Below are 16607 nucleotides of genomic sequence, written 5' to 3'. Positions count from 1 at the left end.
CCTCGCAGAGGGCGTATCGAGATCCGGCGGCGTCAGCAGGGCGGATTGCAGACTCGTCGTGCTGGGAAAGGTGGGTCTCGATACGCCCCTGCGGGGCTACTCGACCAGCATGCAGTGGGCCCTGCGGGGCTGCTCGACCAGCATGCAGTGGGCCCTGCGGGGCTGTTCGACCAGCATGCAGTGGGCCCCTGCGGGGTCGGCGCGCGTCAGGCCATGCGGAGGACGTTGCCGGTGACGCGGCGACCGGCGGGGGAGACGAGGTAGGAGACGAGGTCGGCGACCTCGTCGGGGCGGGCGACGTCGAAGAAGGCGTCGTTCGCGGCGACGGCGGCGTGGACGTCGTCGGTGACCCAGCCGGTGTCGGTGACGGGCGGGTGGACCGCGTTGGCGGTGACGCCGAGCGGGCTGAGCTCGAGCGAGGCGGAGATCGTGTAGTTCACCAGGGCGGCCTTGGCGGCGCCGTAGGAGACCTCGCCGGGGAAGCCGCGCTCGCCGCCCGAGGTGAGCGTGACGATCCGGCCGCCGTGGCCGCCGCGGCGCTCCAGCCGCTCGGCGAGCTCGGCGATGAGCAGTGCGCCGGCGCGGGCGTCGATGTCGAGCACCCGGTCGATGCTCGCGGCGTCGACCCGGCGCTGGGGGCGGCCCATCCAGTCGTTCGGGCGGGTGCGGAAGGTGTCGATGACCGAGCCGGTGGCGTTGTGCACGAGGACGTCGACCGGGCCGAGCGACTCCTCAGCGGCGTCGAGGAGCAGGGCGGCGGAGGCGGCGTCGCGCAGGTCGGCGGAGACGGCGCGGGCGCGGCCACCCGCGGCGCGGATCCGCTCGGCGACCTGCTCGCCGTCGGTGCGGTGGGCGAGACGCTGGCGCTCCGGCTCGTACTCCGGCAGCTCCTCGGCGAGGAAGGCGACCAGCACGGCCAGACCGTCGGCGGCGAGGCGCTCGGCGATCGCGGCGCCGATGCCGTGGTTCGCCCCCGTGACGACGGCGACGCGGCAGGGCTCGAGGCCGGGGGTGCTCATGCTCGCGCGCCGTCCTGCACGCGCTCCGCGGGCTCCTTCTGCGGGCGGGCGGCGGGTGAGGCGAGACCGGCGAGGACGACGAGGGCGAGCACCAGGAACAGTGCGTTGAGGAGGCCGAAGTGCTCGCCGAGGAAGCCGATCGCGGGCGGGCCGACGAGGAAGGCGACGTAGCCGAGCATCGCCACGGCGCTGACCCGGGCCGCCGAGTGCGGGCCCTCGGCCGCGGCGGACATGCCGACCGGGAAGCCGAGTGAGCAGCCCAGGCCCCAGGCGACCGCGCCGGCGATCACGAGGCCGTCGACCGGCGCGAGGATGAAGAGCAGGATGCCGATGATGGCCAGCCCGGCGGACGCGCGGAGCACCGGCACGCGGCCGAAGCGGTCGAGCACGGGGCCGCCGAGCACCCGGCCGACGGTCATCGCCGCGACGAAGACGCCGAAGACGACGGCGGCGGTGGTCTTGTCGGTGCCGTGGCCGTCCACCATGGCGAGGGTCAGCCAGTCGTTGGCCGATCCCTCCGCGAAGGCCATTCCCAGCATGATCAGGCCGATCAGCACCAGGCGGCGGTCGCGCCAGACGCCGAGCGAGGCGGCGACGCGCTCGCGGACCGGCGCCTTCGCGACGACGGTGACCCCGGAGGTGTCGAGCTCGTCGCGGACGGGGACGAAGCGGATCGCGACGGAGACGGTGATCACCACGACGACGGCGACGCCCGAGAGGTGCGCGGCCACCGGCACGGCGAGCGCGGAGGCGGCGGCGCCGAGGATCGCGCCGAGGACGGTGCCGAGGCTGAAGAAGGCGTGGAAGAGCGGGAGCAGGGTCTTGCCGAACGCCTTCTCGTTCGCGGAGCCCTCGACGTTCATCATCACGTCGACCGCGCCGTTGCCGAAGCCCAGCAGGACCATGCCCGCGAAGGCGAGGGGGAGCGCGCCGAACGCGTCCGCCGCGAGGCCCAGGAGCGCGAGACCGGAGGAGCAGACGACCAGCCCTGCGACCATGCCGCGGCGGGCGCCGAGGGCCGACATGATCGCGGTGGAGAGGCTGAGGCCGACGATCGCGCCGATCGACATCGACAGGATCAGGAGGCCCACGCCGGAGGTGGGGAGCTGCAGCTCGTCGCGGATGGCGGGAGTGCGCGAGACCCAGGTCGCGATCGAGAGGCCGCTCAGCACGAAGATCGTGAAGACGGCGTTGCGCCACGCGACGAGCTGAGGGCGGCTGAGGGCGGTGGTCGAGGGCATGCGGGGTCCTGGCTGATCGCGGGGCGGTCGTGGGGCCTGATCGAAGGGAATCGAATCGATTCGATGCGGGCCGGTCTAAGCTATCCGGAACGCCGAGACCGGTCAAGGACGGGTCGCCGGGCGCCGGCCCTCCGGGTCGGGGACGAGGAGCACCGTGGAGTCGAGCAAGGCCGTGGAGTCGAAGAGCGGCGGAGCGCCGACGTCGCGCCCGACCCTGGCGCGGGTCGCGAGCCGGGCCGGGGTGTCGCCGTCGACGGCGTCGCTCGTGTTCAGCGGCTCCGGACCGGTCGCGGCGTCGACCCGCGAGCGGGTGCTGCAGGCCGCCGCGGAGCTCGACTACGCGGGACCGGATCCGCGGGCGCAGTCGCTCCGGCGCGGGCGCTCGGGGATCGTCGGGGTCGTCGTCGACGAGCGCGTGCTGCACGCCTTCCGCGACCCGATCAAGATCGCGATGCTCGACGGCATCGCGGACGTGCTCGGCGGGGCCGACGCGGGCATCCTGCTGCTCACCGAGACCGAGGGCGGCTCGGGGCTGCTGGCGACGGCGCCGGTGGACGCGATGATCCTGGTCGGCTGCAGTCCCTCCGTCGACGACTCCGTGGCGGTGCTGCGGCGCCGCGGCGTGCCGGTCGTGGTGGTCGAGGGTGTCTCTGATCTGGGGACCGCCGTCGTCTCGCTCGACAACCGCGAGGCGACGCGCACGCTGGCCGAGCATCTGCGGGAGCTCGGGCACGAGCGCGTCGCCGTCGTCTCGCTGCCGTTCGCGAAGGACCGCCGGCGCGGGCCGATCCCGGCCGACTGGCGCGCGAGCCCGAGCATCACGGCGGTCGAGCGGCTGCTGGGGGCGCAGGACGTGTTCGGCGACCTGGCGGTCGTCGCAGCGGGGGCGAGCACGGTCGACGAGGGCGTCGCGGCCGGGCAGGCGCTGCTCGATGCCGCCCGGCCGCCGACGGCCGTGATCGCGCAGAGCGACCTGCTGGCGGCCGGGGTGATCCTCGCGGCCGAGCGGCTCGGGCTGCGCGTGCCGGCCGACGTGTCGGTGGTCGGCTTCGACGGGGTGCAGGTGCCGGGGCTCGCGGCCGAGTACGACCTGACGACGATGGCGCAGCCCGCGGTGGAGAAGGGACGGGCCGCGGCGCGCGCCGTGCTCGCGCTGATCGCCGGCGACGAGGCCGAGCCGGTGCGCTTCACCTCCGTCTTCCACCGCGGCACCACGAGCGCGCCCCCCGCTGACTCGCCCCGTCGCGAGCGCTGATCCCCGCCGCGAGATGCCACTTGTGACCGCGTTTCACGGCGTGTCGCGTACGCAAGTGGCATCTCGCGGGAGGGGGCGGACGCGGCGGTCGCCCGGAGTTGTGCACAGGGTTGTCCACAGGGTGTTCGAAACTTCGTTCGAGGGTCAGCGGAGCCAGACGTCGCCGCGGAAGCGGAGGCCGAGGGTGAGCGCGCGGGCGCCGAGGAAGCCCGCGGCGTAGGCGATCCAGAGGGCCAGGAGGCGCCAGTCCTCGGGCGCGAGGGGTGCGAGGAGGGCAAGCGGGGCGAGGACGGCGAGGTTCACGAGGCCGCTCAGGGCGAGGTAGCGGCCGTCGCCGGCGCCGATCAGCACGCCGTCCAGGACGAACACGAAGCCGCCGAGCGGGGCCGTGAGGCCGACCACGACGAGGGCCGCGGGGAGCAGGCGGAGCACCGCGGGGTCGCTCGAGAAGACGAACGGGAGCACTCCGCTGGTCGCGACGATCACCGCTCCGAGGGCGACTCCGGCGCCGATTCCCCAGGTCACACAGCGTTTCGCCACCGCTCTGGCGCGCGCCGGGTCGCCCTCGCCGAGGAGGCGGCCGAGCAGCGCCTGCGCCGCGATCGCGACGGCGTCGAGGGCGAAGGCGACCGTGGAGAACAGCGTCATCGCGACCTGGAACGCGCCGAGCTCCTCGGCGCCGAGTGAGCCGGCGACCGCGACCGCGAGCAGGATGGCGGCGCGCAGCGAGGCGGTGCGCAGCAGCAGCCAGCCGCCCGAGCCGGCGGAGGCGCGCAGCCCGGCCGGGTGCGGGCGCAGCGCCGCTCCGACGCGGCGGGCGAGCCGCAGGGCGATCACCGCGTAGGCGCCGAACATGCCCCACTGGGCGATGACCGTCCCCAGGGCGGACCCGGTTATCCCCAGGCCGGCGGGGTAGATCAGCACGGCGTTCAGGGCCGCGTTCACCGCGAATCCGCCGCCCGCGATGATCAGCGGAGTGCGGGTGTCCTGGAAGCCGCGGAGCAGGCCGGTGAGGGCGAAGACGCCGAGCATCGCGGGGATGCCGGCCATGCTCACCGAGAGGTAGCGGACGCCCGCGTCGGCGACCGCGGGCTCGGCGCCGAAGAGCCCGATGAGGGCGGGGGCGGCGACGGCGCCGGCGACCGCGATGACCGCGCCGAGGGCGAGCGCGAGCCAGCCGCCGTCGATGCCGGCCGCGACCGCGCGGCGCTCGTCGCCCTCGCCGAGCGCGCGGCCGACCCGGGGGGTGGTGCTGTAGGCGAGGAAGACCATCAGGCCGACGATCGTCTGCAGCACCGCTCCGCCGAGGGCGAGGCCGGCGAGCGGCACGGCGCCGAGGTGGCCGACGAGGGCGGAGTCGGTGAGCAGGAACAGCGGCTCGGCGATCAGCGCCCCGAGCGCGGGCACGGCGAGCCGCAGGATGCTGCGGTCGAGGGTGCGGCGGTCGGTGGTGGTCACCGCTCGACGGTAGCGGGGCGGGCGGGGTGCGCGGGCGGTGGCTACGGTGGAGGCACCCCCGGACGGAACGAGCACCATGGCATCCCGCACTCCCCGCCTCGGCCTCGGCCTGGCCGCCGTCGGGCGACCGGCCTACATCACCGCCGGGCGCGACGGCGATCTCGGGCCGCCGGAGGGGCGCAGCGTCGACGCCCTCCGCGCACGGTCGCACGAGCTGCTCGACACCGCGTGGGACCTCGGCGTCCGCTTCTTCGACGTGGCCCGCTCGTACGGGCGCGCGGAGGAGTTCCTCGGCGGGTGGCTGGCGGAGCATCCGGAGCGGCGCGGCGAGCTGACGGTCGAGTCGAAGTGGGGCTACGAGTACGTCGGCGACTGGGCGATGGACGCTGAGGTGCACGAGCGCAAGGAGCACTCGGTCGCGATGCTCGAGCGCCAGTGGTCGGCGACCCTCGCGGCGCTGGGGAGCGCGCCCGACCGCTACCTCGTGCACTCGATCACGCCGGAGAGCCCGGCGCTCGTGGACCGGGCGCTGCTCGACCGGCTGCGCGGGCTCGCCGGGTCGGGAGTCGCGGTCGGGCTGTCGACGAGCGGACCGGAGCAGGCGCGGACGATCCGGCTCGCCCTGGCGATCCCGGACTCGCCGTTCAGCACGGTGCAGACGACGTGGAACCTGCTCGAGCGCTCGGCCGGCGCGGCGCTCGCCGAGGCGCGCGACGCGGGGTGGACCGTGGTGGTCAAGGAGGCGCTCGCGAACGGGCGGCTGGTCGGCGACCGGGCGCCGGAGGTGCTGCAGGGGCTGCCGGGGGTTCCCGAGGAGCTCGCGCTCGGTGCGGCGCTCGGGCAGCCGTGGGCGGACGTCGTGCTGAGCGGGGCGGCGACTCCGGCGCAGCTGAGGGAGAACGTGCGCGCGCGGGCCGGCCGGGTGCCGGAGGGGCTGCCGGCGCAGGACCCGGGGGAGTACTGGGCCGAGCGGTCGGGGCTGGCCTGGCGCTGACGCGCGGGGCGGGTGCGCGGCTCGGGAGGACCTCGGGCTCGCGGGATCGGGTTCGGCTCGTGGGATCGGGGGGGTCCGGCGTGCCGGAGGTGGTTCCGCGTGCCGGAGGTCGGGCGGCGTCGGTTCGGCTCGCGGAGTGGGGTTCGGCTCGCGGAATCGTGCTGATCTGGCGTGCCGGAGGTGGATTCGCGTGCCGGAGGTCGACCGGGGGTCGGGTTCGGCTCGTGGAACGGGGTCGGGCTCGTGGGATCGGGCGGTTCCGGCGTGCCGGAGGTGGTTCTGCGTGCCGGAGGTCGGGTGAGGGGCGAGCGGGTCAGTGCGGGGCGACGGCCGCCAGCCACTGTGCGACGAGGGGGGTGAGCCAGGACGGGTCCTCGCCGGGAGCGAGTGCCAGGACGGCGCGGTCGGGGGCGCGCCAGTCGAGGCGGTGGCCGGGGTCGGAGACGGCGTCGGTGAGGGGCGGGCCGGCGAGGGGCGCGGCGCCGCGGTGCAGGATCAGCTCGACGCGGTCGCCGGGGCGGAGGCGGAGGGTCACCAGGTGGGCGCCGATCGCGTAGCTCGGGGCGTTCCACTTCACCGACTCGACCAGGCGCTCGTCGGCGGCGAGGACCGCCTCGCGGGTGCGCTCGATCTGCTCGCGGCGCGGGTGGTGCATGGCGTCGACGTGCGCGGTGGTGGAGGCGTCGAGTCGGGGCATGGGGACACGGTGGCACGGGTCGGGGGTGGGTGGGTCTCGATACGCCCCTTCGGGGCTACTCGACCAGCATGAAAGGGGGCCGCTCGACCAGCACGGGGGCGGGGCGCTTCATGCTGATCGAGTAGGCCGCGGAGCGGGCGTATCGAGATCCGGCGTTGTGGGGACGGGGGTCTCGATACGCCCCTGCGGGGCTGCTCGACCAGCATGTGCTCGATACGCCCCTGCGGGGCTACTCGACCAGCATGTGCTCGATACGCCCCTGCGGGGCTACTCGACCGGCATGCAATGGAGCCGCTCGATCGGCGGCTACGTGGTCTTCACTGCGTTGTCGCCGTGGTTGCCGATGACCTCGTAGGCGGTGCTGCCGACGGCGCGGACGGGCTTGGCGTTGACGTGGCCGGTCGCCCACTGGTTGCCGAGGACGGAGACGGCGCGGGCGTTGAGGGCCTCGACGCAGTGGGTCCAGCCGGAGCCGGCGTCCTCGCAGGCGAAGATGTTGCCGGTGATGCTGAAGCCGACGGTGCGGGCGGTCGGCGAGACGCCGAGGATCGCGATGGCGGGGTAGGTGTTCGCGGCGGCCTTGCCCCCGTTGCTGATCGCGTTGCCGACGATCTGGATCTGCGCGAGGTCCTCGGTCAGCCACGGCGGCATCGTGTAGACGAGGGACTGCCGGCGCGCCCCCTCCATGATGTTGTTCGCGATGGTGATGCGGCGGTTGCCGCGGAGCTCGATGTTGATCTGCGGCGAGCCGTCGAGATGGTTGCCGAGGATCCGGATCGGGCCGCCCTCGATCGAGAGGTCGGCGTAGCTCGCGCCGATGTTGTTCTCCACGATCCAGGAGTCGATCATCCGGTAGCCGGTCCAGATGCCGGTGCCGGTGCACTGGTCGATGCTGCAGCGCTGGATGCGGTTGAGCAGGCCGAGGTCGCCGAAGGTGCCGTCGTTCAGGCGCATGCCGTAGTCGGTCCAGCCGTAGAGCTGCAGCGAGTCGAGCACCGTCTTGTCCAGGTGCGCGGAGACGCAGGGCGAGCCGAGGCCGTTGGCGTCGAGGATCAGGTTGTCGAAGCGGCAGGCGGAGAAGGCGCCGGTGACGACGGGGGCGTTCGTCAGCGAGCGGATCCGGGTGGACAGCTCGCCCGCGCCGCGGAAGGCGATGCTCGCCAGGCCCTCGGCGCGGCCGATCGATCCGGCGATGCGGTAGATGCCGCGCGGGAAGTAGACCGTTCCGCCGTAGCTGGCGACGGCCGCGTCGATCGCCGCGTCGATGGCGGGCAGGTCGTCGGTGCTGCCGTCGCCGGTCGCGCCGTAGTCCTGGACGTTGTAGACGAGCTCGCCCTTCGCGACGGGGCGCTCGCCGGAGACGGTGCGCACCGCCTCGGGCAGCTGGGCGACCGGGACGGTGGCGGTGGAGTCGAGGCCGGCGACTCCGCCCGGGGAGGCGATCTCGGAGTGCAGGACGGGGTCGGAGGGGGCGGTGCCGGCCGCGGCGGCGCCCAGGGGGGAGGCGAGGAGACTGCGACGGGTGAGGTCGGCGGTCAGTGCGGTGAGAGGGGGCATCCGCTCACAGTCGACGGGTCGAGGAGGCGGCGCCGACCTCCGAAGTGGGGCGTTGGGGCCGCAGGGATCGTCGACAGTCCGGCGGAGGCGGCGCGGAACGACCCACGGCCTAGCATGCCACCATGCCCCGTACGCGCGAGCTGAGCCTCCTCGATCTGGCGATCGCGGGCGTGCTGAGCCTCTTCGCGCTCGTGCTCATCGCCCGCGCGACGGCCCTGCTGATCATCACGCCGCCGGTCAGCTGGGCGTTCGTCGCCGCGTTCGGCGTGGCCGTCGCCCTCACCGCGGCGTTCCGGATCGCCCTCGGCCGCCGCTCGGGCATGCCGGTCGCCGGCCTGACGGTCACGCTCCTCGTGATCATGCAGCCGGAGGCCGACCCGTTCCGCCTGCTCGGCGTCTGGACGGCGGCGAGCCTGGTCACCCAGCTGCTGCAGACCCGGAACCTCGCGGTCGCGGGCTACGTCACGGGACTGGGGTCCCTCGCCGCGCTCCTCTACGTCACCGTCTTCCAGGCGGGGAGGGCCGTGCTGACGCCGCCGATCGCGCTGCTCGCGGCGAGCGCGCTCTTCCTCGCCGTCATCCTGCTCGTCGACCTCCTCCGCCAGCGCGGCCGCTGGGGGATGCAGTGGGAGCGGGGCTTCGGCGCCCTGTCGCCCAAGCGGGTCGGCTTCTACCTCCTCCTGGTCTGGCTGCTGAGCACGGCCGTCTGGTTCCTCGACGCCGTGGTCGTGCCGGCGATGGCCGGGGACCCCGCCATCGAGCAGAGCCCGATGGTCGTCCTGGTGGTCGGCGCGCTGGTCTTCGGCGTGGCGAAGCGGATCGAGGTGCGCGGCGTGCGGCGCCGGCTGGCCGGCGTTCTCGACGCGGCACTCGCGCTGCCCTGGGGGACCGTGGAGCAGGCGGAGCGGAAGATCGTCCGCCACGCGCTGACCTCGATCGAGGCGGACGCGATCGAGGTGCGCGACGAGCCCGCCTCCGGGCGGGAGATCGCCTCCGCCATGCTCCTGCCCGACGGCCGGACCCGGTACGTCGTCGCGTCGAAGCGGGTGAGCGCGATCCCCTTCAACGACGACGACGAGCAGATCCTCGACGCCCTCGCGCACATGGGCGCGGACACGCTGAGCACCCGCTACGACGTCGAGTCGCTGCGGCGCTCCGTGGACCACGACGCGCTGACCGGGCTGCCGAACCAGCGGGTGTTCCAGTCCGCGCTCGCCGCCGCCAACCGCGACCGGCGGCCGTTCGAGGGCATCGCGGTGCTCTTCCTCGACCTGGACGACTTCAAGGACCTCAACGACGGCCGCGGGCACCACGTCGGCGACAAGATGCTGCGCCTGGTCGGGGAGCGGCTCGCGGAGGTGGCCGACGAGGGCGGAGTCGCCGCGCGGGTCGGCGGCGACGAGTTCGCGCTGGTCCTGCGCGGGCTCGACTCGGCCGAGGACGCGCGGCGGCGGGTGCAGGCCCTGGTCGAGCGGGTGAGCGAGCCGGCGACCGTCGACGGCGACACCCTCGCCCCGGTGGTGACCGTCGGCGTCGCGTTCTCGGCGCACGAGGAGACGGACCCGACGACCATCGTGATCGAGGCCGACCGCAGCATGCTCGCGCTCAAGCGCGGGCGGGGCCGCAGCGGCCGGGGGCGCTCGAGCAGCCTCGACGTCACCTCGGTGCTGACCGACCCGGTGCGCGAGGTCGCGTCGCGCGCCCTCCGCGACCGCACCCTCGACCTCGCCTTCCAGCCCGTCGTCGATCTCGGCACCGACCGGATCTGGGCCTACGAGGCGCTCGTGCGGCTGGAGGACCCGGTGCTCGGGCGGATCGACCCGTCCCTGCTGATCCGGACGGTGCGGCACGCCGGCCTGCTCGACGAGCTGACCGTGCAGGTGGTGGAGAAGGCGATGTCCGCCGCCGCCTGCTTCCGCGACTCCGGCGCCGGGGTGGAGTGCATGAGCGTCAACGCGGACCTGGAGCAGCTCGCCGCCGAGCGGCTCGGCCCGTACTTCGCCGCCGTGCCCGAGCGGTTCCCGGGCCTGCGGTTCTGCCTCGAGCTCAGCGAGGGGTCGCTCGCGGCGGCGACGGACGAGCTGCGCGCGCAGGCCCAGCTCCTGCGCGACGCGGGCGTGCTGCTGGCGCTGGACGACTTCGGGACGGAGGGCTCCTCGGCGCTCGCCGTGGCGACGTTCCCTCTCGACGTCGTGAAGCTCGACCGCGCCCTGATCGCCGATCTGACGACCGAGCTGCGCCAGCGCGAGATCGTCCGGGCGATGCAGTCGTTCGCGGTCGCCGTCGGGGTGCGGATGATCGTCGAGGGGGCGGAGGACGAGGAGACGGTCGCGGTGCTGCGCGAGCTCGGAGTGACCGATGTGCAGGGGTTCGTCTACGGCCGGCCTGACACTCGGACGGGGGCGGAGCAGCGGTTGCTCACCACCGGATCGGCTGTCGGCGACTGCCTAGACTGACGCCAGAACGGGGCGTCCTCTCCCGCACTTCCGCGGTCTCCCGCCGCTCCTCGTGCACGACCGTTCCACTCTCCATCCTCGAGCGCCGGACCTCCCGGGCTCCCGTATGCCGATCGGAACCCCGCCCCATGGCTCCTTCGCTCCTGCCTCGACGCGCCCTCGTCCCGGTCCTCGTCCCGGTCCTCTGCCTCGGTCTCGTCCTCGGCGCCGCGACCTCCGCGTCCGCCGCCGACCTCGTCGATCCGGCCACCGGCGGCGTCGTCCAGGGGCTCGAGAGCGACGCCGTCGTCTCGGTCGCGGCCGGCTCCGAGCCGCAGTTCGTCACCGTCCCGGTCGCCGACGGGGTCGTGCCGACCCGCGTGATCGCGTCGCTCGCTCCGCTCGAGCCGCTCACCGGCACGCTCTCGGTCGTCGTGTCGGGCCGGGTCGTGCAGACGCTCGACGCCGCCAGCGCGACCGCGATCGACGCGCCGGTCCAGGCCTCCGACGTCGTGGACGGCGTGCTCGCCGTCGGCTTCCAGCTCGGGGGCTCCGGCGACTCGGCCGGTGCGCTCTGCGAGGTCGGGAGCGAGGTGCTGAGCGTCTCCGGCCTGGGCGTCGTCGTCGACGGCACCCCGACCGCGCCGACCACCGTCGGCGACTTCTTCCCGGACGCGGTCACCGGCGTCTCGATCGTCGTGCCCGACGGCGCCGACGACGCCCTGCGCGCCGCGGGCCTCTCGGCCGCTGCCTCGCTGGCCTCGCGCTACTCCTCCGGCACCGCGATCACCGTGTCGGAGGAGAGCGCGACCGAGGGCCGTCCGGCGCTGGACGCCGCGCAGGGCCGCATCGTCCGCTTCGCGGCGGGGGACGGCGACGTCGTCAGCGCGATCGGCGACGCCGGCGGCGTGCCCGAGCTGACCCTCACCGGCGCGGAGGCGGACCTCGCCGCGGCCGGTGCGGCGCTCGGCAGCGAGTACGCCGGCCTCGCCTCGAGCGCGACCACCACCGGTCTCGCGCAGAAGGTCGTCCCCTCGAGCTCGCTCGAGCACACGCTGGCCGACTTCGGCACCGAGCGCATCGCCCTCGGCAGCACCGGGGCGTCGACGAGCTACACGACCATCACGCAGTCCGCGTTCGGCGGGCCGGTCTCGAGCGTCGAGGTGGACCTCGTCGGCACCCACTCCGCCGTCCCCGAGGGGATCACCGCGACCGCGAACGTCTACTGGAACGACTTCCTGATCGGCTCGACGGTGCTGGGCCAGGACACCGACGTCGCGATGACGCTGCCGGTGCCGACCGGGCAGCTCAGCGCGTCCAACGGCCTGTCGGTGACGCTCTCGGCCGTGCGCGAGAGCGACGGCGCCTGCATCGGCTCGGCCGACTCCGTGCCGATCGAGTTCTTCGTCGACGGCGCGGGCTCGAGTGTCACCGGCGTCCGGGGCGAGTCCGCGGCCCCCGGCTTCGGCCGCTTCCCGCAGGCGTTCGGCGGTGAGCTCGCCGTCGCGTTCGGCGGCTCCGCGAGCGGCGCCGACGCGCTGCGCAGCGCCGGCGACCTGGTCACCGCGCTGCAGCGGGTCGACGCCGACCCCCTCGCCGTCTCTGTCGTCGGCGTCGACGACTTCCTCGAGTCGGACCGCTCCGGGGTCGTCGTCGGCGCGGGGACCGACGAGGCCGAGGCGCTGAGGACGCCGCTGCGCCTCGCCTCCTTCACCGCGATCGACGCCTCGCGCCTCAGCTACGGCGTCGGCACCGAGGCGCCCTATGCGGCCCTCGAGGCCTTCACGACGGACGGCCGCGAGATCGTGCTGCTGGGCGGCTGGAGCGCCGACGGCGACGCGACGGCGTCCTCCGGACTGCAGTCGTCGATCGCCGGCTGGGCCGCGGAGGAGGGCTGGACCTCGCTGTCCGGGAACCTCGCGGTCTCCGGCTCGGCCGAGGCCGATCCGGTCCTGATCGACAGCAACGAGATCACCCCGCAGGACGAGGTGAAGGACGACTACTCCTCCTACGCGATCTGGTTCGTGATCGCGGTCGTGGTGATCGGCCTGCTGATCCTCCTCGGCTGGCTGGCGCGCCGCCGCCGGTCGCGGAAGGTCGCCGCCTACGTCGACGCGCAGGAGCGCGCGGCCGGCGAGCCCGCGGCCGTCGACCCCGACTCCGCCGTCGACTCCGCACCCGCACCTGCCTCCGCGTCGGCCGTGGAGGGCGACCACCCCGCCGCGCGCCACTCCTCGACCGACTGACGAGCGGATGACCAGCACGATCGCCGCCCCGCCGCCGGTGGCCGGCGCGCCCGCCCGCCTCCCCTGGTGGCGCGAGGCGTGGGAGCGCCTCGGCCGGCCGGTCACCGGGCGGCAGGTGCCCGGCACGGTCGTGATCCTGGTGGTCTCGCTGCTGGTCGGCTTCGCGGCCTGCCTGGTGACCACCTCCTCCGGGATCAACCTCGCCTACGCGGACACCCAGAGCCACCTCTCGATCTCGCGGCGCATCTTCGACTCGAAGGCGCCCGGCTTCACCCAGCTCGGCACGGTCTGGCTGCCGGTGCCGAGCCTGATCCTGATCCCGTTCGTGCAGTCGCTCTGGCTCTGGCACACGGGCTGGGCCGCCGGGCTGCTCGGGATGATCTGCCTGGCCGGCACGGCCTGCGGCGTCTACCGGATCTCGGCGCGGGTGGGCCACCTGCGCGCCGGCCGGCTCACCGCGGTGCTGCTGGTGCTGGCCAACCCCGGCGTGCTCTACGCCTTCTCGACGGCGATGACGGAGCCGGTGCTGATCGTCACGATGGTCGGCTGCTTCTCCGGGCTGGCGCACTGGGTCACCAGCCGGCGCAACCTCAGCGCCGGCGAGATGATGGTCTTCTCCGGCCTGCCCGCCGCGGCCGCGACGCTCTCGCGCTACGAGGGCTGGGTGCTCGTGTTCGGCGGCACCTTCGTGGTGCTGATCGTCGCCTGGCGGAAGAAGCGCTCCTTCTTCTACGCGATCAAGATGGCGAGCGCGTTCGGGATCCTGCCGCTGATCGCGATCGTCTGGTGGCTGGTCTACAACTTCGCGGTCTACAGCAACCCGCTCGAGTTCATGAACGGCCAGTACTCGGCCGCGAACCTGCAGAAGGCGGTCGCCGACGCGGGGCTGCTCGCCTACCAGGGCAACGCGGGACTCGCGCTCTGGTCGTACAACTGGGCGGTCCTCGAGACCTCGGGTCTGCTGACGGTCGCGCTCGGCCTGGCCGGTGCGCTGGTGCTGGCCTGGCGGCGCGGGATCTCGGACGACGCCCTCGTGATCTGGCTGATGATCGTCTCCTACGCCTTCTCGCTGCTGAGCCTCTACCTCGGCCAGACGCACATGAACAACGACCAGACCCTGCCGACGAACTGGTGGAACAACCGCTACGCGCTGTCGGTGCTGCCGTTCCTCGCGGTGCTCGGTGCCGTGCTGGTCGACGCGCTGCGGCGGGTGCCCCGGATCGGCGCGGGCGCGCTCGGCCTCGTGCTGGTGCTGCTCGGCGCGCAGACGGCCTGGTGGGTGCAGGACCTGGACCGCAACGCGGTCATCGCGGAGGCGACCGGCTACGTCTCGATCAAGGAGGCGTCCGGTGCGACCGCGGCGGCCCGGTTCCTGAGCGAGAACTACGACGGCGGCGGCATCCTGATCGACGAGAGCGCGGCCGGCAACGCGCTGCTGCCCGAGATCGGCGTGCCGCTCGCCGAGTACTACAACCGCTCGGCCGGCGAGCTGTTCGACGAGGCGCTCGCCGCCCCGTACACGCACGCGAAGTGGGTCTTCGTGACCACTGCGGACGCCCCCGAGCTGAGCGAGACCGGCGTCGCCGACCTCGTCTACGACGCGATCACCCGCGACTCCTCCTTCGACACCCGCTACCGGCCGGTGTTCGCGCAGGGGATCTACGTCATCTACGAGCGGCTCGGAGGCTGACCATGGCGACGACGACGCCCCGGGTGGGCGAGATCCTGCTCTCGCGCGGACTGATCACGGCCGAGCAGCTCGACGAGGCGCTGCGCCGTCAGGAGCGCGAGGGCGGCCTGCTCGGCCGGCACCTCGTCATCGACGGCGCCGTGACCCGGCGCGAGATGTACGGCGCGCTCGCCGAGCAGTGGGACGCGCCGATGCTCGACCTGGTCGAGGAGCCGCCGGGAGCCGCGCTGCTGGCCCGCATCGGCGCCTCCACCCTGGTCGGCGCGGGCTGGGTGCCCTGGCGGGTGCTGCCCGACGGGACCGGCGTGATCGCGACCTCCGTGCCGCCGACCGAGGCGATGCTCGCCGAGGCGCGGGAGATGCTCGAGGTCGACGTGGTCACCGTGCGCACCACGACCGACTGGGACATCTTCCAGGCCGTCGAGAGCGCCTGCCGTGCCGCGCTGCTCTTCGGCGCGGCCGACTCGCTCGCGGTGCAGAGCGGCGACGAGTCGGCCAAGTCGGGGCTGCGCCGCTGGCAGGTGATCACTCCGCTCGTCGTCGCTGCGATCGTGATCGTCGGCGCGGTGCTGGCGCCGAGCCTCACCTTCGTGATCGTGCTCGCCTCGGCGAACCTGCTCTTCCTGATGAACATCGCCTTCAAGGCGCTGGCCGGCCTGCGCGCGCCGCTCAACCAGAGCTCGGTGCGCGCGTGGGAGGAGGAGGTGGCGCTCGAGCGCGGCCGCCGCGGGCTGGACGTCTCGCCGCCGCGGATGACGGACGACGAGCTGCCGATCTACACGATCCTCATCCCCGCCTACAAAGAGGCCAACATCATCAGCAAGCTGCTGGTGAACATCGGCGCCCTCGACTACCCGAAGGCCAAGCTCGAGGTGCTCGTGCTGCTCGAGGCCGACGACGACGAGACGATCTCGGCGGTGCGCCGGATGAGCCCGCCGGAGTACGTGCGGATGGTGATCGTGCCCCCGGGCGGCCCGCAGACCAAGCCGCGCGCCTGCAACTACGGGCTCAGCTTCGCCCGGGGCGAGTTCGTGGTGATCTACGACGCCGAGGACCGGCCCGACCCCGACCAGCTGCGCAAGTGCGTGCGGCTGTTCCGCGAGGACGCGTTCGAGCGCGAGCACGTGGATCCGGAGCAGAAGCAGCTCGTCTGCCTGCAGGGGGCGCTGAGCTACTTCAACGCCGACTACAACGTGCTCACCCGGATGTTCGCGGTCGAGTACGCGCACTGGTTCGGCGCGATGCTGCCGGGCCTGGACCAGTCGCACCTGCCGATCCCGCTCGGCGGCACCTCGAACCACTTCGAGACGCGCGTGCTGCGCGAGCTCGGCGCCTGGGACCCGTACAACGTGACGGAGGACGCGGACCTCGGCCTGCGCGTGGCCGCGCACGGCTACCGGGTGGGCGTCGTCGACTCCAACACCTGGGAGGAGGCGTGCGCCGAGGTCCCCGCGTGGATCAAGCAGCGCACCCGCTGGATCAAGGGCTACATGATGACCGCGGGCGTGAACACTCGGCACCCGATCCGCTGGTTCAAGGTGAACGGGGTGCTGGGCTCGCTGAGCCTGGTGGCGCTGATCATGGGGACGCCGGTCGCGTTCCTGCTCTACCCGCTGGTGCTCGGCTTCACCGTGATCACCTACATCGGCGTGCAGTTCCTGGGGCTGGATCTGCCGGAGTGGCTGATCGTCGCGGGGACGACGAACATGCTCTTCTCGAACACGCTGATGATCGTCGTCTCGGGGATCGCGGCCTGGAAGCGCTACAACTGGCGGGTCGCGGCGTTCGCGATCCTGAACCCCGTCTACTGGGTGCTGCACTCCATCTCGGCCTGGCGCGCGGCCTGGCAGATCGTCTTCAGCCCGCACAAGTGGGAGAAGACGCCCCACGGCCTCACGGAGGACTACGAGGACTCGACGATCGGCGCGCCGGCGTAGGGGCGCTCGCCGAGGCGTCCCGTTCCGGTCGAGGCGTCCCGTTCCACCTGGACGTCTCGACCGTTCGAGGACGCCTCG

At 73.5% G+C, this 16607-nt stretch carries 11 protein-coding genes; 6 read left to right on the top strand and 5 right to left on the bottom strand.

Annotated elements, in window-relative coordinates; all coding sequences use genetic code 11:
- Positions 1-206 precede the first annotated feature (206 nt).
- Together EDF17_RS13875 and EDF17_RS13870 are read right to left on the bottom strand one after the other, a co-directional pair.
- Positions 207-1019, bottom strand: coding sequence for an SDR family NAD(P)-dependent oxidoreductase (locus EDF17_RS13875; RefSeq protein WP_123447209.1), 813 nt, complete (start codon positions 1017-1019; stop codon positions 207-209).
- The gene (locus EDF17_RS13870) at positions 1016-2260 is read right to left on the bottom strand and encodes an MFS transporter (protein ID WP_123447208.1); all 1245 of its coding nucleotides are present in this window, start codon (positions 2258-2260) and stop codon (positions 1016-1018) included. Before EDF17_RS13870 ends, EDF17_RS13875 begins: the two co-directional genes overlap by 4 nt.
- 154 nt (positions 2261-2414) lie before the next feature.
- Between EDF17_RS13870 and EDF17_RS13865 the strand changes: the two genes are divergently transcribed.
- Complete coding sequence (locus tag EDF17_RS13865; protein WP_243732902.1) at positions 2415-3515, top strand: substrate-binding domain-containing protein; 1101 nt, start codon at positions 2415-2417, stop codon at positions 3513-3515.
- A 144-nt stretch (positions 3516-3659) separates the two neighbouring features.
- On the opposite strand, the gene EDF17_RS13860 is transcribed toward EDF17_RS13865, so the two are convergent.
- Positions 3660-4973 (bottom strand): MATE family efflux transporter, encoded by a 1314-nt coding sequence (locus tag EDF17_RS13860; protein ID WP_243732901.1) that lies wholly within the window; start codon positions 4971-4973, stop codon positions 3660-3662.
- A 76-nt stretch (positions 4974-5049) separates the two neighbouring features.
- Here EDF17_RS13860 and EDF17_RS13855 point away from each other — a divergent pair, with 76 nt between their 5' ends.
- Positions 5050-5967 carry an aldo/keto reductase gene (locus EDF17_RS13855; protein WP_123447206.1) on the top strand — a complete coding sequence of 306 codons (918 nt, stop codon included), beginning with the start codon at positions 5050-5052 and terminating at the stop codon, positions 5965-5967.
- A 313-nt stretch (positions 5968-6280) separates the two neighbouring features.
- Here EDF17_RS13855 and EDF17_RS13850 read toward each other — a convergent pair whose 3' ends face one another.
- Positions 6281-6664: a DUF1801 domain-containing protein gene (locus tag EDF17_RS13850; protein ID WP_123447205.1), complete on the bottom strand. Its 384-nt coding sequence runs from the start codon at positions 6662-6664 to the stop codon at positions 6281-6283.
- A gap of 306 nt (positions 6665-6970) precedes the next feature.
- Entirely contained in the window at positions 6971-8221 is a 1251-nt protein-coding gene (locus EDF17_RS13845) for a glycosyl hydrolase family 28-related protein (RefSeq protein ID WP_123447204.1), read from the bottom strand.
- 122 nt (positions 8222-8343) lie between these two features.
- On the opposite strand from EDF17_RS13845, the gene EDF17_RS13840 reads away from it, so the two are divergent.
- The 4 genes from EDF17_RS13840 (at position 8344) to EDF17_RS13825 (ending at position 16529) form a co-directional block, all read left to right on the top strand.
- Positions 8344-10677 (top strand): bifunctional diguanylate cyclase/phosphodiesterase, encoded by a 2334-nt coding sequence (locus tag EDF17_RS13840; RefSeq protein WP_123447203.1) that lies wholly within the window; start codon positions 8344-8346, stop codon positions 10675-10677.
- Positions 10678-10805: 128 nt separating this feature from the next.
- Positions 10806-12902, top strand: coding sequence for a hypothetical protein (locus EDF17_RS13835; RefSeq protein ID WP_123447202.1), 2097 nt, complete (start codon positions 10806-10808; stop codon positions 12900-12902).
- 7 nt (positions 12903-12909) lie between these two features.
- Positions 12910-14592: a hypothetical protein gene (locus EDF17_RS13830; protein WP_123447201.1), complete on the top strand. Its 1683-nt coding sequence runs from the start codon at positions 12910-12912 to the stop codon at positions 14590-14592.
- Between the two features lie 2 nt (positions 14593-14594).
- Entirely contained in the window at positions 14595-16529 is a 1935-nt protein-coding gene (locus tag EDF17_RS13825; protein ID WP_123447200.1) for a glycosyltransferase, read from the top strand.
- Positions 16530-16607 lie beyond the last annotated feature (78 nt).

The sequence above is a fragment of the Rathayibacter sp. PhB1 genome, from assembly GCF_004362935.1.
In the GTDB taxonomy this organism is placed as follows: Bacteria; Actinomycetota; Actinomycetes; order Actinomycetales; family Microbacteriaceae; genus Rathayibacter; species Rathayibacter festucae.
The sequence above is the reverse complement of the archived record's forward strand: the minus strand, read 5'-3'. Positions and strand labels throughout refer to the sequence as shown.

Coding starts and splice junctions, on each gene's coding strand:
- EDF17_RS13875 (WP_123447209.1), bottom strand. CDS start 1,019: ATGAGCACCCCCGGCCTCGAGCCCTGCCGCGTCGCCGTCGTCACGGGG.
- EDF17_RS13870 (WP_123447208.1), bottom strand. CDS start 2,260: ATGCCCTCGACCACCGCCCTCAGCCGCCCTCAGCTCGTCGCGTGGCGC.
- EDF17_RS13855 (WP_123447206.1), top strand. CDS start 5,050: ATGGCATCCCGCACTCCCCGCCTCGGCCTCGGCCTGGCCGCCGTCGGG.
- EDF17_RS13850 (WP_123447205.1), bottom strand. CDS start 6,664: ATGCCCCGACTCGACGCCTCCACCACCGCGCACGTCGACGCCATGCAC.
- EDF17_RS13845 (WP_123447204.1), bottom strand. CDS start 8,221: ATGCCCCCTCTCACCGCACTGACCGCCGACCTCACCCGTCGCAGTCTC.
- EDF17_RS13840 (WP_123447203.1), top strand. CDS start 8,344: ATGCCCCGTACGCGCGAGCTGAGCCTCCTCGATCTGGCGATCGCGGGC.
- EDF17_RS13835 (WP_123447202.1), top strand. CDS start 10,806: ATGGCTCCTTCGCTCCTGCCTCGACGCGCCCTCGTCCCGGTCCTCGTC.
- EDF17_RS13830 (WP_123447201.1), top strand. CDS start 12,910: ATGACCAGCACGATCGCCGCCCCGCCGCCGGTGGCCGGCGCGCCCGCC.
- EDF17_RS13825 (WP_123447200.1), top strand. CDS start 14,595: ATGGCGACGACGACGCCCCGGGTGGGCGAGATCCTGCTCTCGCGCGGA.